We start from the raw sequence: 21713 nt of genomic DNA on the forward strand, positions 1-21713 counted from the left end.
ACGGACGCCCCTTTCTCCCCCTTATCCGATGATCAGAATTTGACGGTGCCGGTCACGAAGACCTGGCGCGGATTGCCGTAGAAGGCGGTCAGCGTGCCTTCGCGGCCGAGCGCCGACGTCGGCAAGCCGTTCGCGCCCGGAATGATCGCGCCGGTGACCGGGTTGACGTTCACGAACGTATAGCCCGAGGTCCTATATTCCTTGTTCGTCAGATTCTTGCCGAACACGCCGAGGCTCCAGCGGTCGTCGGGCGCGGTGTAGACGAGGCTGGCATCCCACAAAGCGAACCCTTTCTGGTCGATATAGGGGTTCGGGATTTCGAACTGATAGGTCTTGCTGCGGTACGACAAGGTCGTGCCGAAGCTCAAATCGCCGTCGCCGATCGGGGTCGAGTAAGCGAGGGTGCCGCTCGCGGTCCATTTCGGGGTGTTCTGCACCTCGCGGAAATCCGAAACATCGGTCGGCGTGTTGACCCCGCCGACGAGGATGTTCGAGATATATTCCTTATAATCGGCCTGGATAAAGCCGAGCGCGGTCGACAGCGTCAGCCGGTCGCCTGTGGTCGCCAGATCCTCGCCAAGCCGCGCGCGGCCCTCGAATTCGACACCCTTGAAGGTCGCCTTACCGGCGTTCGAGACCACGCCGCAGAAGCTCGGCAGGCCGCTGACGGTGCAGGCGACCGATCCCGGGATCTGGACGTCGGTGTAATCGGCATAGAAGGCGGCGAGCGCGACATTGACCGCGCCGTCCATCAGGCTGCCCTTGTAGCCGACCTCGTAGCTTTCGACCTTTTCGGGGCGGAAGCTCAGGAAGGAAGCGATTTCCGCGTCGGTCGGCCGGCCCGGGATGGCGCCCGGCGCGTTGACGCCGACGCCGCGCGGATCGAACCCGCCGCCCTTGAAACCCTGCGAATAGCTCGCGTAGAAATTATGGTCGGGGGTTGGCTTGAACGAGAGCGACGCGCGCGGGGTGAATTTCTTGAAGTCGCGCTTGCCGTTGAAATTGGTGCCCGGCGCGCCGAACGCGACGCCCGCGCCGCCGAACACCGGCGAACCGCCGCCGAGATAATTTTGCCGCAAGATCGACGCTTCGCGTTCGTCCCACGTGTAACGGCCGCCGACCGACAGGCTGAGCTTGTCGTTGAAATCATAGGTGAAGTCGCCGAACACCGCGAAGGTCTGGGTGTCGACATCGGCCTCGGTAAAGGCGGTGAGGCCCGCGAGGTTGTTGAAGATGCGGACGTCGAACAACGTGTCGGCGGTCGCATCGAGATAATAGAAGCCGAGCAGACCCTTCAGCTTGTCGCCTTCGTAGAGCAGCTGGAATTCCTGGCTGATCTGCTCGTTGAAATAGAAGCCGGGAACGTCGATGTCGACGCCGGGAAGCGCGTCGAAGTCGATCGGGGTCGCCGACGTGTCCTTGCGCCAGGCGCTGATCGACCGGATCGTGACCGTGTCGCTGAGTTCGGCGGTGACATTCATCGCCAGACCATATGCCTCGATCTCCTGTTTCGGATCGTTGAGACCGCCGCGGCTATCGAACACATCATCAAGCACGGGGGCGTTGGTCAGCAGCGACGGGATCAGGCGATGGCCGCCGCGCGGATCGCTCTTGTCTTTGCTGTAATCGCCCGAAATGCGGATCAGCACCGGCGCGCCATAACCGCCGAGTTCGACCGTGCCGCGGCCTGCCCAGACGTCCTTGTTGTAATTTTCGCGGCCGGTGGTGAGATTGTCGCCGAAACCGCCGCGCGACAGGCGCGCGACCGAGCCGCCGACGCGCAAGAGGTCGCCGATCGGTGCGCTTGCGGTCACGACGAGGTCGGCCTGGTCGTAGGTGCCGAGCGTGCCCTTGATCTTGAGCGAGAATTCCTCCGGCAGCTGCTTGGTCACATATTTGACCGCGCCGCCGATCGTGTTGCGGCCATAGAGCGTGCCTTGCGGCCCGCGCAGGATTTCGATGCGTTCGACGTCATAGATATCGAGCACCGCGGCTTGCGGGCGGTTGAGGTAGACGTCGTCGAGATAGATGCCGACGCCCTGTTCGAAACCCGACACCGGATCCTGCTGGCCGACACCGCGGATGAACGCGCTGAGCGTCGAATTGGTGCCGCGCGAAACTTCGAGCGTGGTGTTCGGGGTCGTCTGGGCAACGTCGGTGATGTCGAGCGCCCCGGCCTTTGCCAGTGCCTCGCCCGAAAAAGCGGTGATCGCGACAGGAACGTCGATCAGGCGTTCGTCGCGGCGGCGTGCCGTCACGATAATCTCGTTATCGCCGGCGTCGGTCGCGCCCGCTTCCTGCGCGAAAGCCGCGGGAGCAAAGACGATCATGGAAAGCGCGCTGGTGGCAAGGATGGCACGACGCAGCGGGCGGGCGAAAGGACGCATATGACTCTCCCATGTGGCGGGTGACCCCTCGCCACCCTGTTTGCTTTTCTTGGGCTGGTGCTTGCCAAGCCGCGCCGCATCCAATAGTGAAACATGAACCAAGTTTCAACTTGGAATATGACTCTGTCGCTTTTTGCTTGCCAGTGGTGCGGAAATGCCACGATGCAGGGGGAGCCGGACGGAGGGGAGACGGAAAGGCAGTCATGGATCAGCCGCAGAGCGAAACGGGACGGGCCGAAACCGAACGGGGCGCGGGCGACGCGCGCGACAAGACGCCGCGCACCGAGCGCGGGCGGCGGACGCTGCGCAAGCTGCTCGACGCGGCGGCGATCGAATTCGGCGAACGCGGGTTCCACGAAGCGTCGATCAGCGCGATCACGCGCCGCGCCGGAACCGCGCTCGGCAGTTTCTACACCTATTTCGATTCGAAAGAGGAAATCTTCCAGGCGCTCGTCCGCTATATGAGCGAACGGCTACGCGACCATGTCACGCCGATCGTTCAGGCGGCGCCCGACGAGATCAGCGCCGAGCGCATCGGGCTCGAATCCTACCTCGGCTTCGTGCGCGCGAACAAGGAGATCTACCGCATCATCGACGAGGCCGAGTTCGTCGATTATGCGAGTTATCGCCGCCACTATGAAACGACCGTCGCGCGCGTCCGCCAGCGGCTTGAGGGCGGTGCGGCGCGCGGTGAAATCCGCGATGACGTCAGCGAGATCCACGCGTGGGCGATCGGCGGGATGAACGTGTTTCTGGGCATGCGCTACGGATTGTGGGACACCGAGAGCGACATTTCGGAGATCGCGCGGATCGCCAACGACCTGCTCGCGAACGGGCTGAAGAAGCAGGATTGATTTAGCGCGAAATCAGGAAGATCGCATGTTCGGCGCGCCAGCTGGCGGCGGCGTCGCTTGCCGGCCTGTCGCCCGACAGGTGCCAGACGCGCTCGACCTTGATGCCCTTCGCCCGCACGAGATCGCGAAAATCGCTGACCGTGACATGGTGGATGTTCGGCGTTTCGTACCAGGCGACGGGCAGAAGCCGCGTCACCGGCATCCGCCCGTTCCACAGCAAGGCAAGCCGGACGCGCCAATGCGCGAAATTGGGGAAGCTGACGAAGGCGCGCGGTGCGATGCGCAGCAGTTCATCGACAACGCGGTCGGGGCGCTCGGTCGTCTGCAGCGTTTGCGAGAGGATCGCATAGTCGAAGGCGTCGTCGGGATAGTCGGCAAGGTCGCGGTTGGCGTCGCCCTGTACGACCGACTGGCCGCGCGCGATCGCGGCGGTGACATTGTCGGGATCGATTTCGAGCCCGCGCGTATCGACCCCCTTGCTCTGGAGCGCCGCCATCAATTCGCCGTCGCCGCAGCCGACGTCGAGCACGCGCGACGCCCGGGGAACGGCATCGGCAATGATCGCCAGATCGGGGCGCAGTTTCATCGTCCGGCCTGCCTGTAGACGTTGGGGAAGTGCCTTTGCATGAACGGCTTGGCGTCGTCGATCGGAGTCCAGCCGAGTGCGGCATAAAGCCCGTGGGCATCGCTGGTCGCGAGCATCCACCGCCGCAGCCCTTGCAGGTCGGGATGATCGTGCAGCGCGGTCACCATGCGCGCAGCGAGGCCGTGTCCGCGATGCGCCGCGAGGACATAGACGTCGGCCAGATAGGCAAAGGTCGCGCGATCGGTGACGACGCGGGCAAAGCCGACCTGCTCGCCGCCCGGCGCGAAGATACCGACGCACAGCGACCCCGCGATGGCGCGTTCGACGGTCGCGGGCGAAATATTCTCGGCCCAATAGCTCTGCGTCAGAAAGGCGTGGATCGCGCCCACCTGCATGTCGGACGGGTCGAAGGACAGGCGATAGATTTCGCTCATGCCAGACCTGCCAGCAGGGATCCTGCGACAAGGCGGTCGAGCGCCGGGACGTCGAGGAGAAAGCTGTCGTGGCCGAAGGGTGCCGACAGTTCGACGAAGCTCGCCGCGGCGCCGACGCTTTGCAGCGCCTGCACGACGCGGCGCGATTCGGAGGTCGGATAGAGCCAGTCGGTGTCGAAGCTGACGAGCGTGAAGCGCACGTCTTTTGCGGCGGCGAAGGCACCCGCAAGCCGCCCGTCGTGCGGGTCGGCGAGATCGAAATAGTCCATCGCGCGCGTGATATAGAGATAGGCGTTGGCATCGAAGCGGTCGGTGAAGGCCAGCCCCTGGTGCCTGAGGTACGATTCGACCTGGAAATCGGCATCGAAGCCGAAGCTCTTGATGTCGCGCGCCTGCAGGCGGCGGCCGAACTTCTCGGTCAGTCCCTCTTCGGACAGATAGGTGATATGCGCCGCCATACGCGCGACCGCGAGACCCTTGGTCGGCGCGCGCGCGCTGCCGTAATATTGCCCGTCCTGCCAGTCGGGATCGGCCATGATCGCCTGCCGGCCGACCTCGTGGAACGCGATATTCTGCGCCGAATGGCGCGCCGCGCTCGCGATGACGAGCGCCGAGGCGAGGCGACCCGGATAGGTCGCGGCCCAGGCGAGCGTCTGCATGCCGCCCATCGACCCGCCGACGACGGCATGAAGGCGCGAAATGCCGAGATGGTCGAGCAGCATCGCCTGCGCACGCACCATGTCGGTGATCGTGATGACGGGGAACGCCATGCCGAGCGGCGCGCCGGTCGCCGCATCGGGCGAGGCGGGGCCGCTCGTCCCCATGCAGCTGCCGAGCACATTGGCGCAGATGACGTGGAACCGGTCGGTGTCGATCGGCTTGCCCGGGCCGACCATGCGCGCCCACCAGCCGGGTTTGCCCGTCGCCGGATGGTCGCTCGCGACATATTGGTCGCCGGTTAGCGCGTGGCAGATCAGCACCGCATTCGACTTGTCGGGATTGAGCGCGCCATAGCTTTGATAGGCGATCGTCACCGAGCCCAGCACCTGTCCGCTGTCGAGCGGCAGCGGCGCCGCGATCGTCACGCTATGATGCTGGATATCGTGGAGCAGGCTCGCCATGGTTCGCGCGGGGCTAAGCGGGCGCACGCACCCTGTCAACGTACTGGACTCGCGCAGCATAGCCGTTAAACGGCGCGGCATGACCGACGCGCCCCAAAGCCTTCAGCCCAAGCCGTGGATCAGCGGCATTGCCCCTTATGTTCCCGGCAAGTCGGCGGGCGCCGACGGCCGTCCACTGATCAAGCTGAGCGCAAATGAAAATCCGCTCGGGACCGGCGAAAAGGCGCGCGCGGCGTTCGCTGCGGCGCAGGCGGCGCCCGATGCGCTGTCGCGTTATCCGGACCCCGGTTCGGCGACCTTGCGCGAAACGATCGCGGCGAAGTTCGGACTCGATCCGGCGCGGATCATCTGCGGCAACGGATCCGACGAATTGCTCCACCTCGCGGCGGGCACTTATGCCGGCGTCGGCGACGAGATATTATACGTCCGCTACGGTTTTGCGGTCTATGAAATCGCGGCGCGGCGCGTGGGCGCGGTGCCGGTCGAGGCCGACGACAGGGATTATGCGACCGACGTCGACGCGCTGCTCGCCGCGGTCACCGACAAGACGCGCGTCGTCTATCTCGCCAATCCGAACAATCCGACGGGCACGCTTGCGAGCCGTGAAGAGGTCGCGCGGCTCTATGCCGGACTGCCGAAGAATGTGCTGTTCGTGATCGATCAGGCCTATTCGGAATATCTGTCCGACGCTGAGGATGACGGCGGGCTCGAGCTTGCGAAGGCGCAGCCCAATGTGTTCGTCACGCGCACCTTCTCGAAGATCCACGGGCTCGCCGCCGAGCGCATCGGCTGGGGCTATGCGGCCGCCGAGGTGATTTCGGCGCTGCACCGCATCCGCCTGCCGTTCAACGTCACGCGCGCGGGGCAGGCGGCGGCGGTCGCGGCGCTCGGCGACGAGGAATTCGTCGCGCACAGCCGCGAGCATAATGCCGAATGGCGTGCCTGGCTGGCGGGCGAACTCGAGAGCCTCGGCAACCATGGCATTCGCGTCGTGCCGTCGGCGTGCAACTTCCTGCTCGTGCTGTTCGAAGGCGATGTGAGCGCCGAGACCGTCTATAATCGGCTGATGGACGCGGGCTATATCGTCCGCTGGCTGCCGGGGCAGGGGCTCCCCAATGCGCTGCGCATGACGATCGGCACCGAAGACGAAACGCGTGGGCTCGCGGCGGCGATCCGCGCCGCGCTGAACGGCTGATGGCGATTGATCGCGTCGCCATCGTCGGGCTGGGCCTGATCGGCTCATCGATCGCGCGCGCGATCGGGGAGCGGCTGCCGCAGGTGGTGGTGACCGGCCATGACGCCAGCGCCGAAGTGCGCGGCATCGCTGCCGAACTCGGCCTTTGCGACACGATTGTCGATGATCCGGTCGCCGTGGTGGCCGATGCCGACCTCGTCATTCTGGCCGTACCCGTCGGCCGTATGGCCGATGCGGCCGTCGCGATCGCGCCGGGGCTGAAGCCCGAGGCGATCATTTCGGACGTCGGCTCATCGAAGGCGGGCGTTGCCGAAGCGCTGGCGAAGGCGCTGCCCGATCATGCCGTCATCCCGGCGCATCCGGTCGCGGGGACCGAGAATAGCGGTCCGGCGGCAGGTTTTTCGTCCTTGTTCGAAGGCCGCTGGTGCATCGTGACGCCGGGTGCGGGTGCGTCCGAAGACGCCGTGACGGCGGTGACGTCCTTCTGGCAGGCATTGGGCGCCAAGGTCGATATCATGGATGCGGCGCATCACGATATGGTGCTCGCGGTGACGAGCCATTTGCCGCACCTGATCGCTTACACGATCGTCGGCACCGCGAGCGAGCTCGAAGAGGTTACCGAGAGCGAAGTGATCAAATATTCGGCGGGCGGCTTCCGCGACTTCACGCGTATCGCGGCGAGCGATCCGGTGATGTGGCGCGACGTCTTCCTCGCCAACAAGGATGCCGTTCTCGCGACCTTGCAGCGCTTCAACGAGGATCTGACCGTGCTCCAGCAGGCGATCCGCCGCGGCGATGCCGACAAGCTCGAGGAGTGGTTTACGCGCACGCGCGCGATCCGGCGCTCGATCATCGAACAGGGGCAGGACGATGCGGCGCCCGATTTCGGGCGGAAGCACTAGGAAATACAAGTCGCCCCCGCGAAGGCGGGGGCCGCTATTGATGTAGCGCAAGGTTGCCAGCGGCCCCCGCCTTCGCGGGGGCGACGGTCAAGTTTCCAGTAACGCCTCAGGCGGGTTCAGCGCATTGATCGCCACCCGCACGCGGGCCTCGGCGTCTTCGCGCGGCAGCCCGGCGGGGATCGTTTCGCCGATCTTGTACGTGATCGTCCCCGGCCATTTGACCCAGCGGCGCGGCGGAAAGGCGAGGCCGCTGTTCACCGCGACGGGGATCACATCAACCCCGAGCAGGCGGTACATGCCGGCAAAACCGGGGCGGAGCGGCGGCGCTGCGCCGTGCGGGACGCGTGTTCCCTCGGCGAACAGCACGAGCGGGCGCCCTGCTGCGAGCGCGGCCTTCGCCGCACCGAGCATCGCGCGCATCGCCTTGCCGCCGCCATCGCGGTCGACCGGAATCAAGCCGTAAAAGCGCGCCGCCTGGCCCCACACGGGGATCGAGAATAATTCTTCTTTCGCGAACACCGCGGGATGCTTGAACAGCATCGGTTGCTCGACCGTTTCGAACGCCGATTCATGCTTGAAGACATAGAGGACGGGGATGTCGGGCATCTCGCCCTCGACGACGATCGTCTGGCCGAGCAGGAAGCGGCAGAAGAGCCGGTGCGACTGCGCCCAGATGCGCACGAAAAAGATCGTGCCACGGTGCGAGATCGGCAGCGCGATCACCCCGCCGATCGAGCTGATGCTGCTCATCACGAAAAAGGCGATCCAGAACAGGATCGAACGGAACAGGGCGATGGCGTATCTCACAGGCCGAGCAGCCCGCCCGCCAGTCCGGCCAGATATTTGTGATATTCGCGAAACAGCGTCGCGAAATTGGGCTGGCTGCGTACCGCGTCGGGCAGGATCGTCACCTTGTCGCCGACCGCGCGGCCGATTTCATACTCGGCGCGGCGCATATGCCAGTCGGTGGTGATCAGTCGGATGCTCTTATATTTGCGGCGCTCTACCCAGGTCGCGACCTCGGTGGCGTTCGAGCGTGTGTCCTCGGCTTCGAACCCCAGCGCGATGCAGCAGTCGAACAGGCTGACCGGGCGCTTATATTCGGCGGCGAGTTCGCGCGGCTTCACCTCGCGCGCGACGCCGCTGATCAGCAGGCGCTTGGCATCGCCCGCCTCGAGCCGTTCGAGCGCGCGGTCGATGCGTCCCGGGCCGCCCGTGAGCACGACGATCGCGTCGGTCTTTTGTGCGTCGGCGGGCAGCGGCAGCAGCAGCGCGAACCATGCGAAGCCGAGCACCCAGGCAAGGAACAACAGGGAAATCAGGCGCTTGATCATAGAATCTTCTTGAGCGCCGCGAGCAGGGTCTGGCGCGCGGTCAGGGCTGCGAGCGCGATAGCCAATAGCGGCAGCGCCAGCAAGAGCGCCCAGCCGGCGGGGCCAAGCGACGCGGTCGCCGCAAGCCCCGCTGTGACCCCCGACCATTGCAAGCCGATCAAGAGCAGGATCGCGGCGGCGACGACGGTGCCGAGCGCGATGCCGTAAGCGGTGTCGATCGCGATGCGGCGCTGGAACAGCCGCGTAATCTGGCGGTCGGTCGCGCCGATCATATGAAGCATCTCGATCGTCGGGAAATGCGTCGCGAGTGCGGCGCGCGCGGTCATGATCACCACCGCGGCACTGGCGAGCGTCATCAGCACCACCATGCCGCCGGCGATCCACGCGAGCGAGCGGATCAGCCGCGCGACCGGCCCCAGCCATTCGGCGTGCGGGATGATCCGCGCGCCGGGCGCCTCGCGTGCGACCAATGCCTCCAGCTGGCGCATAGGACCGGTGCGGTCCTCGCCGACAAAGTCGATGTCGACCAACGCCGGAAGAGGGAGCGATTTCAGCACCGGGTCGTCGCCCTCGGCGGCGCCGAACCATTGGCCGAGCGTCGCCTGCAATTCTTCGGGCTCGACCGAGCGCGCCGAGAGAACGAAGGGCTGCGCGGCGGCCGCCCGGCGGAGCGCGGCCGCCTGCTCGGCACGCGTCACCGGGTTCGCGGTGACGATCTGGACCGTCACGCGCCCGGCGATCGCGGCGCCGATTGCGTTCGCCGAGCGCGCAAGCCCGACCCCGGCGGCGGCGGCGAGCAAAGTCAGCATCATCAGGATCGCGATCACCCACGGCGTCGGGCCCGACAGGCGGCGGTCGGGAAGCAGGCGGCGATGCTGGACGGGAACGCGCGGGATGATCATCGGCCCACCATCATGCCCTGTTTGCCGGCGGATAGCGCAGCGCGCCGGTGGGGTCGGACAGGCGCCCTTTTTCGAGCCGCATCATCTGCGCATTCTCGATGCGGCTGATCAGATGGATGTCGTGCGTCGCGACGACCACCGTGGTGCCGAGGCGGTTCAGTGCCTCGAACAATCCCAGCAAGCGCATCGCCATTTCGGGATCGACGTTACCCGTCGGTTCGTCGGCGACGAGCAGCTGCGGCCGCGCGATCACCGCGCGCGCGATCGCGACGCGCTGTTGCTCGCCGCCGGACAGCGTTGCGGGGCGGGCATCGGCGCGGTCGCCGAGCCCGATCCAGCTCAGCATCTCGCCGACCGGACCCGACAGATCCTCCTCGCTGACCCCCGCGATACGCAGCGGCAGCGCGATATTGTCGCGCGCCGAAAGGTGCGGGATCAGCCGGAAGTCCTGGAACACGACGCCGATCCGGCGGCGAAAGCCCGGCAGGCGGTGGCGCGGCATCGCGACCAGATCCTCGCCGAACAGGCGGACGATCCCGCGGCTCGGCCGCTGCGCAAGATAGAGCATCTTGAGCAGCGAGGTCTTGCCCGCGCCCGATGCGCCGGTGAGAAAATAGAAGCTGCCGGGCTGGAGGTTGAAGCTGATGTCGCTCAAAACTTCGGCATCGGGGCCATAGCGCAGGCCGACGCCGTCGAATTCGACCATCGCGCCGCCGGGCCGCGCCGGAGAGACGTCGGTCATAGCATCGCCCGCGCGCGACGGCGCGCCAGCGTCGGGTCAAGGAACAGGGGCGCTGGTCCGCTCATCAGCCAGCATCTCGCACGGCTATCCACAGAGGACAAGACGGGAGTGGAACGCGACACTTGCAACGCCGCGAATCAGCGTGTTTAGAGGGAGGCGATGATCCTTGCCTGCCCGTCCTGTCATACGCGCTATGTCGTTCCCGATACGGCGATCGGACCCACGGGTCGTACCGTGCGCTGCGCCAATTGCCGCCATAGCTGGTTCCAGGAACCTGCCGCGACGCCGGTAGGGGCTATCGCGGCGCCCGCTCCGATCGCGCCCGAACCCGCGCCGGCAGCGGCTCCCGAAACGGCGCCGCGACCGGCCGCGACCTATTCCGATTTTCCCGAACCCGATCCCGCACCCGCGCGGGCTCCGCCGAGCTTTACGGCCGAGCCGGCCCCGCGTCCCGCACCCGTGATCGATGATGCGCCCCTGCCGTTCCGCCGTCCGCGGCGGAACCCCGCGAAGCGCTGGACGATTATCGCCGCGAGCGCGGCGGCGCTGATGCTCGCTGCAACCGCGGGGCTCATGTATTTCGGCCTGCCGGGCTGGGCGCAGGGCCTCGGCCTGCCGGGCGGGGTCGACGAGCCCGACCTCGTCATCGAACTGCCGCCGAACCAGGATCATCGCGAGCTCGCCGACGGGACGATCTATTTCGCCGCATCGGGGGTGATCATCAACCCGACCGACCGCGAACAGCGCGTGCCGCCGATCCTCGCCGAACTGCGCGATGCGCAGGGGACGATCGTTTATAGCTGGACGATCAAGCCGCCGGTGCGGATGCTTCCGCCGAATGAAAAGGTCAATTTCAGCGAGGCGAAGCTCGATATTCCGCGCCGCGCGACGCAGCTGACCGTCAGCTGGGCACTGCCAAAAGGCTGAAATTTAAAATCGTTACGGTGACGTCGCGGCGTCACAGGCTGAGCGCGGCGGCGAGCGAGAGCAGGAAGCTGGTCAGCGTGGCGACGATGATCGGCGCGAAGCTGCGCCATCCCTGATCGAGCAACAGGTGCAGCCGCGCCTTCATCGCGGTGGCGACGATCGCGAGCAGCAGCAACGCCTGTGCGCCCGTCGCGGCCGCATCCTGCGCTTGCTTCGGGATCGCGATCAGTGAATTGAGCGCCGCTACGCCAAGGAAACCGAGAATGAACCACGGCAGGCGTAGCGGAATGCGCTTCTTGTCGCCCGCTTCGCCGCTGCGGCCGAGCCAGAGCGCGACGAGCATCAGCATCGGCGCGAGCAGCGCGACGCGCGTCAGCTTGACGATCGTCGCGACCTCGCCTGCCGGCTGCGAGAAGGAAAAGCCGCCGCCGATCGCCTGCGCGACGTCATGGATCGACGCGCCGATCAGAAATCCCGCCTGCGCGTCGGTCAGGCCGAGCTCGGCCGCGAGCACCGGATAAAGCGTCATCGCGAGCGCGCTGGCAACGGTGATCCCGACGAGGGTCAGGGTGAAACGCGCCTGATCGACGCGCTTGTCGCCGATCAGCGAATAGAGCGCGAGCGCCGCCGACGCGCCGCAGATCGCGGTCGCGCCGCCCGCGAGCAGCGCGGCGTGCCGGTCCTGCGCGAACAGTCGCGCGCTCGCCACGGTGACGATAATGACAGCGAGCATGATGAGGACGAGCAAGGCGAAGGGCAACGGCCCAAGCTCGGCGAGCTGTTCGGCGGTGATCCGCGCACCGACGAGCACGATGCCGACGCGCAGCGCGGTCTGCGACATCAGATCGAGCCCGGCGTGAGTGCGCTTGTCCTGCGACAGGAAGGAGAGGGCGAGGCCGATCAGCAGCCCCATCAGCACGATCGGCGCGGCATAATGGTCGGCGAGCCACGCCGCGGCGAGCGCGGCGATGGCGGTGACGAGGATACCGGGCAGATAGTCGCGCCAGCGGCGCCGCGCGGGCGGATGCGCCTCGAGCTGCATCTCGCCATAAAGATCGGCGGCCATCGGCCAGCTTTGTTCGGATGGCGTCACGCGATGTCCCCGATGTCCATGGCGCCGCTTTGCACATCGCTGCGCCGCGGTCGATAGGCCATTGCTGGCAAGGCGCGGGCTTGCTAGAGGCCGCGCTCTATCAGCACCCGTAGCTCAGCTGGATAGAGCGCTGCCCTCCGAAGGCAGAGGCCAGGGGTTCGAATCCCTTCGGGTGCGCCATTTCCTTTATACTTCAAATATTTGACTAGATTCCGGCGATTTGCACGGGAGCGTGGATTTTGCCGCATAAGCATCTCGTTCGTGAGGCAATGCCATTACGCGTCATATTCGTCCGGCCGCGGTCCGAATCATGTTCGGGCATGGCACTTTGGGCCCGATGTCGGCCGTCAGATCATTGAAGATTCGCCCTCAAAGCGGACGTTAGGCACCACAGGTCCTCAAGATATGATGGTGCATCAGGCCGCCTGCAGATTTGCCTCCTTGGTCGCGTTTACCGGATCGATCGCAATTGCGGGAGAAGCCGTACCGAACCTGCGCTCCACGCGAATGCCCATCGATTGCAGAAGGCCTGTGGATAACTCGCCGCCCGCGCAGACTATGACATCGTCGTTCGGCAGGTCGAACAATTCGGCGTGGTGCCGAAGGGAGATGGCGCCATGCCGCACCTCCTCGACAGACGATTGGAGGTATAGCGTGACCAGGCCCTCCGCCGCCGCCGCGGCGATCGCATCGCGATTCTGCCTTCGCGTCCGGTTAAAGGCATCTCGCCGATAGGAAAGGGTGACCTGGGTGCCCGGCTGATCCGCCAATGCGACAGCGGCCTCGATCGCGCTGTCGCCGCCGCCGACGACCAGCACGCGCCGGCCGGCATATTGCGCCGGGTCGGTCAGGCGATAGACGACGTTGCTCCGCTCCTCGCCCGGCACGCCCAGCTTGCGCGGGGTTCCGCGCCGGCCGATTGCCAGCAGCACCCGCCGGGCGCGATACACGCCGTTCGCTGTTCTGACCGTAAAGCCCCGGTTGCCGGGCGTGACATCCACCACTTTTTCGTTGCAGCGGATATGCAGCCCGGTCCGCTCGATGACATCCTGCCATATTCCCAGCAACGCTTCCTTGCGGATTTCACGGAAGCGGAGTTCGCCGAAGAGCGGCAGTTTTACCGGTGCGGTCATAATCAGCTTGTTGCGCGGGAAATGCGCTACGGTTCCGCCCAGACTATCTTGCTCGACCGTTTCGAAGCGCAGGCCGAGTTCCATCGCCCGCAGGCTGGCGGCAATACCCGCCGGACCCGCGCCGACGACCATCAGGTCGAGCATGTCGTGCGCATCATCGCCTTCGTTCGCGGCGGCGATCGCGTCGACAGCCTCGGTCCCCTGCTTCACGGCGTTGCGGATCAGCCCCATGCCGCCGATTTCACCGGCGAGATAGATGCCGGGGACATTGGTTTCGAAATCGGGACTGACGAACGGAATGTCGATGCCGCGCGTGGCCGTGCCGAAGACCAGCGACAGCGCGTCGGCTGGGCATGCCTGCTGGCAGGCGCCGTGCCCGATGCAGCGGGTGGGGTCGATGAGCGTGGCTTTCCCCTCCAAGAGGCCGAGCACGTCGCCTTCGGGGCACGCCAGCACACATGCCGAGCAGCCGATGCATTTGGCGGTGTCGATGACGGGGTGGAGCGAATTGGGCTCGGTCAGCCCTGCGTCGCGCGCATCTTCCAATATGGTGTGACTTTTGCGCTCGATCGCGCGGTGCCGCGCCCAATAGCTCAGCCAGATGGGCAATGCCGGGAGCGCGTAGGCGAGCGCCGCCGTGTCAAACGGCAGTTTTGGTAACGCCGCGAGGGCGTCGGCGAAAACCGCCGGGTCAAAGGGCATTGCGACTCCATCATATATCTGCGGATTTTTCCGCTATTTTCCCCTCTGGAAGCCCTCCGCGGCCCTAAGAGCCGTCCTTGCCACAAGAGGAAAGACCCCCTGCGCCCGGCGGTGCGGCATTCGCGTCGATGGGAGGTTCGAACCGCGTCTTCGTTCGGCGCTCTCGGCGGCGAGCGACATGGATCTTTGGTCAAAACCGCGTTCAGTTATCTTGAAATCAATGTGCAAAATCTGAAAGGAGTAGGCCAAATTATATAGATAGACTAATAATTTGTCATGCGGATGAGGGGGGTCTAGCCTAGTAAACATGCCCTAGAGGGTGGACCAAAATGGAGTCGGAACAGCTCACTCTCGTAGCCAGAGAGGCGTCAGCACCCCAAAGGAAAGCAATTGTTTCTTTTGAAACAGTTTTTTCCTTCCTTATTTTATTGTTCATACCTGCCGCTATCCTGTGGGGCTGGTGGCATCGCGCGGAATTGCCGACGCCCGAGGATGGCCTTGGTTATGCGCTCGGGATCATCGGCGTGACGATGATGGCCATCCTCATGATCTATCCGCTCCGCAAAAGGCTGACCGGAGCAACATGGATGGGGTCGGTCGGCACCTGGTTTCGCATCCATATGCTGCTTGGCCTGCTCGGGCCGCTGGTCATTCTTTACCATGCGCGCTTTACCTGGGCGGCGACGAACAGCGGTGTCGCCCTGCTTGCCTTGCTGGTGGTCGTCGCGAGCGGGCTTTTCGGGCGCTTTCTATATGTCCATATCCATCGCGGATATTCGCAGCGAAAGCTGGAGGTTCGGGATTTTCTCGACGAACTTGGCGAATCGCGGCTCCTGCTCGACGCCGATGGCGACGCCGGTCACCTCATCGTCGGCTATCTTCGCGAGCTTGAGCGGCACGCCCTCGAAAAGCGGTCCAATCTGTTTCATGGCGCGTTCGCGGTTTTTTCGATCACGGCCCGGACATGGCTGTTCGCCTGGCGGCTCCGAGGTGTCGTGCGTGCCGAACTGGCACGGGAGGCTTCGCTTCCGGGCCAGCGGGCAACCGACAGCGAGGCGTTGATCGACCATCTGACGCGCTATCTGCAGTCGATCCGCGACGTCGGCGGGTTCGCCTTCTACGACCGCCTGTTCCGGGCCTGGCATTATCTGCACGTGCCGCTGTTCCTGTTCCTCGCGATGACCGTGGCGCTGCACGTCCTCGCCGTCCATATGTACTGATGTCGCGGACCTCGGTCCTTGTCGGCGCGCTCGTGCTGCTGGCGATGATCGGGGGACTGTTCGCGTTGCGCCCGACGCTGGAGCGACTGGTCAGCCCCGGCCCGCTGCGCCCCGCGCATGCGAAGATCGAGGCGCGCTGCGGAGCCTGCCATTATTCCTTCACCCCGTCGGCCGAGAACGGCAAGTGCAAGGCATGCCATGCCGGCGTCGCCAACGACGTCCGCCTGCGCACCGGCTTTCACGGTCGCACGCCATCGGCCGCGAAACAGCAATGCCGTGCCTGCCATCTCGAGCATCAGGGCGCGGTCCAATTCGCCGCGAACCTCAGGGGCACCGGCTTCGACCATGGCAAAACCGATTTTCCGATCCACGGCAAGCATCGCGGCGTCGCCTGCGCGAACTGCCACAAGTCCGGAACCAAGTTTCGTGCCGCGCCCGCTGCCTGCGTTGCCTGCCATGTCAAAGAGGATGTTCATAGCGGCCGCTTCGGCAAGAATTGCGCCAGCTGCCACAGCGAAAGCGGCTGGAAGATCATCCATAAGTTCGATCACGCGGCGACCGGCTTTCAATTGGTCGGCGCGCATCAGACGGCCGCATGCGCCGATTGCCATGTCGGCAATCGCTTCGCCGGGACGCCGAAACAGTGCGTCGCCTGCCACCTGGCGGACGATGTCCACAAGGGGCGCAACGGAACCGACTGTGCAAGCTGCCATTCGCAGCTGAGCTGGAAGGGCGCCCTGTTCGACCATGAACGGACGCGTTTTCCGCTCGTCGGCCAGCATCGCACGGTTACCTGCACCGCCTGTCACGGCGCCCAGAACGATCGGCTGCGTCCACCGATGCAGTGCGCCGCCTGTCACCGCAAGGACGATGTCCATAAGGGCGTCAACGGCAGCAACTGCGCCACCTGCCATTCGCCCGCCAGCTGGAAAGGCGCGTTTTTCGATCACAACAAGGCGACGCGTTTTCCGCTGCTCGGGGCGCACAAGCGGGTGCGCTGCGCTACCTGCCACGTCAAACCTGTGCACAGCTTCAAACCATCGCGCGAATGCGCCGGGTGCCATGTCCGCCAGGATCCCCATCAGGGCAAGCTCGGCCGAAATTGCGCGGCGTGCCACACGCAGGACCGCTGGCGGCCGGCGCCGGGCTTTCATCATGCCGCAACGCGCTTTCCGCTGACCGGCGCCCACAGCCGCGTCGCGTGCGCCGATTGTCACCGGAATACGCAATTCCGCGCCGCAGGTGTCACATGCGCCAGTTGTCACGCCGACATTGCGCACAAGGGCCGGTTCGGCACGCCAGCGAGGTGCGAGACATGCCACACGACCGCGCGCTGGACCGGCGCGCGGTTCAACCATGATCGCACGGGTTTTTCGCTGACCGGCCGCCATGCCCGGCTCGCCTGCAACAGCTGCCACACCAGGCCCGCGACGACCGCGCGGCTGCCGGTGGGCTGTTACGGCTGCCACAAGGCTGACGATCATCACGAAGGCCGCTTCGGCACGAAATGCGAAACCTGCCATGTCGGGGGCGACAGCTTCAAGACGGTGCGCGTCCCCGCGAACGCGCGCCGCCATCCGGATTTCGACGGGAGGCACCTGCGATGATCAAAGCCTGGATCGCCCTGCTGGGCTGCTTCCTTGTCGCCGCGCTGGCCGCGGCGGCGACGTCCGATCCGCCGCCGATCAAGGTCATCGACCGCTATGATCATATATCGACGGGGTTCGTGCTCGACGGGCGGCATGCCGAAATCGGCTGCGACACCTGCCACGCCAAGGCGGTGTTCCGCGGCACGCCGCGCACCTGCGCCGCCTGTCACAACAATGTCCGCGCCGAGGGCAAGACGTTCCGCCACATCCCCACGACCGATGCGTGCGTGTCGTGCCATACCACCAAGGACTGGCTGACCGCACGGTTCGACCACAGCGGCGTCGTGAGCAACTGCGTCAGCTGCCACAATAATTTCCAGGCACCCGGCAAGACCGCCAATCACCCGCCGACCGGCAATCAATGCCAGGATTGCCACCGGGCGATCCATTGGAACCAGTTGTTGCCGGGAGCGGCATCATGAGCGCGCATGCCGCCTTCGAAGCCTTGCTCAAGATCGCACTCGCGCTGTTGCTGCTGTTTTGGGCGGGCAATGCCGGGGCACAGCGCGGCGGCGACAAGGTGTTGGCCGACGCGAGCGCCGCGGGCACCATCGACTGCCCGACCGTGACGATCCATTTCACGGGCCCGATCCGTTACAGCGGCGCGGCCCCGACCGACCAGGGAATGGACGTGCGGCTGCGGGTCGAGATGGTGCAGCCCGGCGTTCGACCTAACCGCGATTTCCTGCCCGTGCCGGGCGGTACGCCGCTGGTCCGCTCTATTGTCTACGAGGCCGACGCCGTCGGCGGACCGGTGCTCGCGATCACTTTTCGCACGCTCACCCGCTTCGAAATCGCCCTGGGACATGACTCGCAAAGCTTGGTGCTGTCGCTGCGCAACATCGCCCTTCAAGACGGCTGTCCGGTCGAGCAGGCGGCGGACGGCGCCGTCGCGCCGCTGGACGGCGACGAGTTGCGCCGCCTCCAGACCGTGGCCGAAGAGGCGGTGGCGGCGGGCCAATATGAAGCCGCCAGCGACGCGCTCGACCGCATCCTTGGCCAACGCGACACCGATTATGCCCCGCGCGCGCTGGAACTCAGCGGGATGATCCACGAACGCCGCGGCGAACGCGGGCCGGCGCGGCTGCGCTATGAGGAATATCTGCGGCGTTTTCCGGGCTCGCCGGGCGCCGACCGGGTCGGGCAGCGGCTGGCGGCGCTGGGCCGGGGTGGCGGGGGCGAGCCCGCACGGCCGCGCGTGGACGGGCGCGAATGGCGCACCACCTTCTCGGGCGGTCTTTCGCAATTTTATTCGCGCGACACCAGCCGCAATGTTTTCGTCGATGCGCGCCGGCGCGATCCGATCGAGGAGATCGACCGGCGCGTCAATATCGACCAGCTGCTGACCGCAATCGATATCAACATGGCGACCACCAACGGCGAAACGCGGTTCAGCGCGCGCGCCGCCGGCAGCTATACGCTCGATTGGCGGCCGGTCACGCTTGTCGGCTCCTCGCGCAGTTCGGGCGACGACACCCAGCGCATCGCGGCGCTGTACATCGATACCCAGCATTATCGCCTTGGCCTTTCGGCGCGGATTGGGCGGCAGTCGCTGTTCGGTTCGGGCGTGTTCGGCCGGTTCGACGGCATCCGTGCGGGATGGGAGATCGATCCGTCGTGGACGCTCCACGCGCAGGCGGGGCGTCCGGTCTTTTCGACCCGCACCGACCGGATCGAGCGGGACCGACGTTTCTACGGTTTCACGCTGGGCTATGCGCCACGCGGCAAGCCGTTCGAGCTCAACGCCTATTGGTTCGACCAGAAAAGCGGCGGGCTGACCGACCGGCAGGCGGTGGGCCTAGAGGCGCGCTATGGCACGCCGGGCGTCGCTTTGTGGGGGCTGGTCGACTTCGACGTCGGCTTTGGCAAGCTCAGCCATGCCTTCCTGAACGCCACCGTGCCGCTGCGGAGCGGGGGCAGCGTGGGCGTGCAATTCGACCAGCAATATTATCCCCAGCTCTCGCTCACCAACAGCGTGATCGGCCAGTCAGTGCACCGCCTCGGCGAACTCAAGCAGCTGTTCACGCGCCAGACGCGGGAACAATGGGCGCGCGATCGATCGGCACGAACCCGCAGCCTGTCGGTGGTATATACCCAGCCGCTGACACCAAAATGGCAGGCCAATCTCGATCTGGTCGTGTCGCGTACGGGCAGCACCCCGGCATCGGGCGGGGTCGATGCGATCGCGGGCAGCGGCACCGAAACTTATCTGGGCGCGCAGATGACTGGAAACGGCATCGTCAGGAAAGGCGACACGCTCATTTTCGGGTTGCGTCATGCGCGGACGGCCCGTTTCAACATCATTTCGTTCGATTCGGCGGCGCGCTTTCCCGTGGGGCCGGTCAGCTTCGAGCCGCGATTCCGTTTCGCGCGGCGCACCGATCGCTTTGGCCCGGGTCACCAAAAAGCCTATCGCCCCAGCCTGCGCGTCACTTACGCCGCGTCGACGAAGGTAGCGCTGGACGCCGAAATCGGCTTCACCTTCCTCGATCAACGATGGTCCGATGCGGCGTTCGTCGGCAAAAGCGAGGAGCGCGCGACGATCTTAAACCTTGGCTATCGTTTTTCGTTCTAGCGGCGACGAATAATGGCGAGCGATGGCAGGCGAACATAGGCTGGCCGGCGTCTGCTTTTCACGACCTGCACCCAGAAGCCGACAGTCCGCTACCGGTCAATGAAGCTGATCCGCGAACGCCGGTTCACGCCAATCTGTCACGCCGCCTAGCAGTTGCCTTTAACCCCATCAGCACAGTCTGCAGCGGATTCAACGTCTTTTCCAGCTCCTTCAACTGTGTTGCAAGCAGACAGAAGCAACAGCGAGCTGCTAATAGCGAAAATTGTCAGAAGCTTTTTCATTCTCTCTCTCCGACGGCGAGGGCGAACCACCCTCCATTTGAGTTTCGATATTTTGACAACAGCTGTTCGCAACGATCGTTCCGTTGCATCGGCGTCAAGCTGGCCGAAACGTTCAAAATGATCGCTAGGCTGGGGGAGAATGAAAAGATCGGATGATATATCTACGCTTGTCCGACGTGAATATCCGGATGCCGAAATCCGGCACTTCGTCGCTTTTGCGAAAGCGGGGCGTAAGCCACAGGGGTTATTCTGGCAGGATCTGGGTTGGCATTGGCGGAGTTGGTTTTCACCTTTTCGGCTTAATATTAGTGGCTTATGTAAGAGATGCCGGCTCTGGCATTGAATGGCATAGCCTGTTAGTACCCGCTCCGAAGGCGGAGGCCGGGGGTTCGAACCCTCAGGATGCGCCAGATAGCTTCCTGCGGCCGCTGAGGCCGGGGATTTCGCGAGAGGCTCTCGGGGGGATTGGCGCCGGATGTACGACCTGCTGGCCGGCCTGTCGGTGATCGAAGCTTCGTCCTTCGTCGCCTCTCCGACCGCCGGGCTTTATTGCGCGCAAATGGGCGCCGAGGTGATCCGTGTTGATCAGATCGGCGGCGGCCCCGATTTTCGCCGCTGGCCGGTGACCGACGCCAATGATTCGCTCTATTGGGAAAATCTGAACCGCGCGAAAAAGTCGGTCGCGCTCGATCTGGCGCGGCCCGAGGGGCGCGAGCTGCTGCAGGCGCTGGTGCGCGCGACGGGGCAGTTCGTCACCAATTTTCCGGTCGGCGGCTTCCTGTCGCATGCAAAGCTGGCCGAAGGGCGCCCCGACCTCGTCACCATACGCGTGATGGGCTGGGCCGACGGGTCGCCCGCGCTCGACTATACGGTGAACAACAGCGTCGGTTATCCGATGCTGACGGGTGCCGGTCCCGAACCGGTCAACCATGTACTGCCCGCGTGGGATCTGCTGACGGGCGCCTATGCCGCCTTTGCGCTGCTCGCGGCGATCCAGCGCCGCACCGTGACCGGCGAGGGCGGCGAGGTGCGCCTGCCGCTCTCCGACGTCGCGATCGGCACCGTCGCCAATCTCGGCGGGGTCGCCGAAATGCTCTATTCCGGCGCGAACCGCCCGCGCCTCGGCAACGCCGTCTATGGCCTGTTCGGGCGCGATTTTGTCACGGCGGACGGCCGGCGGACGATGATCGTCGTCGTCACGCCGCGCCAATGGGCCAATCTGGTCGCCGCGCTGGGCCTCGCCGAAGCGATCGCGGCGATCGAGGCGGCGCGCGGCGTGTCGTTCGCGACCGATGACGGGCTGCGTTTCACGCATCGCGATGCGCTCTATCCGCTGTTCGAGGCGGCCATAGCAAGCCGCGACCATGCCGACCTCGCCGCCGCGTTCGACGCGGGCGGCATCGTTCATTCGCCCTACCGCACGATGCACGATGCGGTGCAGGATCCGGCGCTGGTCGGCGACAATCCGATCTTCGGGCACGCCGACAATCCTAGCGGTTTCGCTTATCCCGCCGCGGGCGCCTTTGCGACATTGCCGCAGGCGGAACGCCAGCCGCCGCGCGCCGCACCGCGCAACGGGCAGCATAGCGAGGAAATCCTGAGCGAGCGCCTGTCGCTTTCCTCGGGCGAGCTTGCCCGGCTGATCGATGCCGGTATCGTCGGTATCGCCTGACCAT

19 protein-coding genes and 1 tRNA gene are annotated in these 21713 nt (G+C 65.3%); 10 read left to right on the forward strand and 10 right to left on the reverse strand.

All coding sequences use genetic code 11. The features are described from left to right. Window positions 1-32: 32 nt before the first annotated feature. The gene (locus ATE70_RS19230) at window positions 33-2330 is read right to left on the reverse strand and encodes a TonB-dependent receptor (protein ID WP_058539392.1); all 2298 of its coding nucleotides are present in this window, start codon (window positions 2328-2330) and stop codon (window positions 33-35) included. Window positions 2331-2590: 260 nt separating this feature from the next. Between ATE70_RS19230 and ATE70_RS19235 the strand changes: the two genes are divergently transcribed. Continuing rightward, on the forward strand, window positions 2591-3241 hold the full coding sequence (locus tag ATE70_RS19235; RefSeq protein ID WP_058539309.1) for a TetR/AcrR family transcriptional regulator: 651 nt from the start codon (window positions 2591-2593) through the stop codon (window positions 3239-3241). 1 nt (window position 3242) lies between these two features. Here ATE70_RS19235 and metW read toward each other — a convergent pair whose 3' ends face one another. The 3 genes from metW to metX are packed head-to-tail and all read right to left on the reverse strand — an operon-like array spanning window position 3243 to window position 5382. Further along, the gene (gene metW, locus ATE70_RS19240) at window positions 3243-3827 is read right to left on the reverse strand and encodes a methionine biosynthesis protein MetW (RefSeq protein ID WP_058539310.1); all 585 of its coding nucleotides are present in this window, start codon (window positions 3825-3827) and stop codon (window positions 3243-3245) included. Beyond that, a complete protein-coding gene (locus ATE70_RS19245; RefSeq protein WP_058539311.1) occupies window positions 3824-4261 on the reverse strand; it encodes a GNAT family N-acetyltransferase in 438 nt (145 codons plus the stop codon). The genes metW and ATE70_RS19245 overlap by 4 nt, the downstream gene beginning before the upstream one ends. Beyond that, entirely contained in the window at window positions 4258-5382 is a 1125-nt protein-coding gene (metX, locus tag ATE70_RS19250) for a homoserine O-acetyltransferase MetX (RefSeq protein WP_058539312.1), read from the reverse strand. Before metX ends, ATE70_RS19245 begins: the two co-directional genes overlap by 4 nt. 79 nt (window positions 5383-5461) lie before the next feature. On the opposite strand from metX, the gene hisC reads away from it, so the two are divergent. Together hisC and ATE70_RS19260 are read left to right on the forward strand one after the other, a co-directional pair. Beyond that, window positions 5462-6577 (forward strand): histidinol-phosphate transaminase, encoded by a 1116-nt coding sequence (gene hisC, locus ATE70_RS19255; protein ID WP_058539313.1) that lies wholly within the window; start codon window positions 5462-5464, stop codon window positions 6575-6577. Next, window positions 6574-7479, forward strand: a complete 906-nt coding sequence (locus ATE70_RS19260) for a prephenate/arogenate dehydrogenase family protein (RefSeq protein WP_058539314.1) — start codon at window positions 6574-6576, stop codon at window positions 7477-7479. Before hisC ends, ATE70_RS19260 begins: the two co-directional genes overlap by 4 nt. Window positions 7480-7566: 87 nt before the next feature. Here the strand turns inward: ATE70_RS19260 and ATE70_RS19265 are convergent, their stop codons facing one another. From ATE70_RS19265 to ftsE, 4 genes are read right to left on the reverse strand one after another with little or no spacing between them, the layout of a single operon-like run. Next, window positions 7567-8286 (reverse strand): lysophospholipid acyltransferase family protein, encoded by a 720-nt coding sequence (locus ATE70_RS19265; RefSeq protein ID WP_058539315.1) that lies wholly within the window; start codon window positions 8284-8286, stop codon window positions 7567-7569. After that, entirely contained in the window at window positions 8283-8813 is a 531-nt protein-coding gene (locus ATE70_RS19270; RefSeq protein WP_058539316.1) for a YdcF family protein, read from the reverse strand. Before ATE70_RS19270 ends, ATE70_RS19265 begins: the two co-directional genes overlap by 4 nt. Continuing rightward, the gene (locus ATE70_RS19275; RefSeq protein ID WP_058539317.1) at window positions 8810-9715 is read right to left on the reverse strand and encodes a cell division protein FtsX; all 906 of its coding nucleotides are present in this window, start codon (window positions 9713-9715) and stop codon (window positions 8810-8812) included. Before ATE70_RS19275 ends, ATE70_RS19270 begins: the two co-directional genes overlap by 4 nt. A gap of 10 nt (window positions 9716-9725) precedes the next feature. Next, window positions 9726-10457 carry a cell division ATP-binding protein FtsE gene (gene ftsE, locus ATE70_RS19280; protein WP_058539318.1) on the reverse strand — a complete coding sequence of 244 codons (732 nt, stop codon included), beginning with the start codon at window positions 10455-10457 and terminating at the stop codon, window positions 9726-9728. A 159-nt stretch (window positions 10458-10616) separates the two neighbouring features. On the opposite strand from ftsE, the gene ATE70_RS19285 reads away from it, so the two are divergent. After that, window positions 10617-11384 carry a zinc-ribbon domain-containing protein gene (locus tag ATE70_RS19285; protein ID WP_058539319.1) on the forward strand — a complete coding sequence of 256 codons (768 nt, stop codon included), beginning with the start codon at window positions 10617-10619 and terminating at the stop codon, window positions 11382-11384. Window positions 11385-11415: 31 nt separating this feature from the next. Here the strand turns inward: ATE70_RS19285 and ATE70_RS19290 are convergent, their stop codons facing one another. After that, entirely contained in the window at window positions 11416-12450 is a 1035-nt protein-coding gene (locus ATE70_RS19290) for a YeiH family protein (RefSeq protein WP_058539320.1), read from the reverse strand. 130 nt (window positions 12451-12580) lie between these two features. On the opposite strand from ATE70_RS19290, the gene ATE70_RS19295 reads away from it, so the two are divergent. Further along, window positions 12581-12657, forward strand: a tRNA-Arg gene (locus ATE70_RS19295). 236 nt (window positions 12658-12893) lie between these two features. On the opposite strand, the gene ATE70_RS19300 is transcribed toward ATE70_RS19295, so the two are convergent. Continuing rightward, window positions 12894-14156, reverse strand: coding sequence for an NAD(P)-binding domain-containing protein (locus ATE70_RS19300; RefSeq protein WP_231732756.1), 1263 nt, complete (start codon window positions 14154-14156; stop codon window positions 12894-12896). Between the two features lie 584 nt (window positions 14157-14740). Here ATE70_RS19300 and ATE70_RS25260 point away from each other — a divergent pair. The 5 genes from ATE70_RS25260 to ATE70_RS19325 all read left to right on the forward strand — a co-directional run bounded on the left by ATE70_RS25260 (window position 14741) and on the right by ATE70_RS19325 (window position 21709). Continuing rightward, window positions 14741-15532: a hypothetical protein gene (locus ATE70_RS25260; RefSeq protein WP_058539321.1), complete on the forward strand. Its 792-nt coding sequence runs from the start codon at window positions 14741-14743 to the stop codon at window positions 15530-15532. Continuing rightward, window positions 15532-17139 carry a hypothetical protein gene (locus ATE70_RS19310; protein WP_058539322.1) on the forward strand — a complete coding sequence of 536 codons (1608 nt, stop codon included), beginning with the start codon at window positions 15532-15534 and terminating at the stop codon, window positions 17137-17139. Before ATE70_RS25260 ends, ATE70_RS19310 begins: the two co-directional genes overlap by 1 nt. Beyond that, window positions 17136-17603: a hypothetical protein gene (locus tag ATE70_RS19315; RefSeq protein WP_058539323.1), complete on the forward strand. Its 468-nt coding sequence runs from the start codon at window positions 17136-17138 to the stop codon at window positions 17601-17603. Before ATE70_RS19310 ends, ATE70_RS19315 begins: the two co-directional genes overlap by 4 nt. Continuing rightward, window positions 17600-19756, forward strand: a complete 2157-nt coding sequence (locus ATE70_RS19320; protein WP_058539324.1) for a tetratricopeptide repeat protein — start codon at window positions 17600-17602, stop codon at window positions 19754-19756. The genes ATE70_RS19315 and ATE70_RS19320 overlap by 4 nt, the downstream gene beginning before the upstream one ends. Before the next feature lie 756 nt (window positions 19757-20512). After that, window positions 20513-21709, forward strand: a complete 1197-nt coding sequence (locus ATE70_RS19325) for a CoA transferase (protein ID WP_058539325.1) — start codon at window positions 20513-20515, stop codon at window positions 21707-21709. The last annotated feature ends 4 nt before the right edge of the window (window positions 21710-21713 follow it).

The organism is Sphingopyxis sp. H053, assembly GCF_001468225.1.
GTDB lineage: Bacteria > Pseudomonadota > Alphaproteobacteria > Sphingomonadales > Sphingomonadaceae > Sphingopyxis.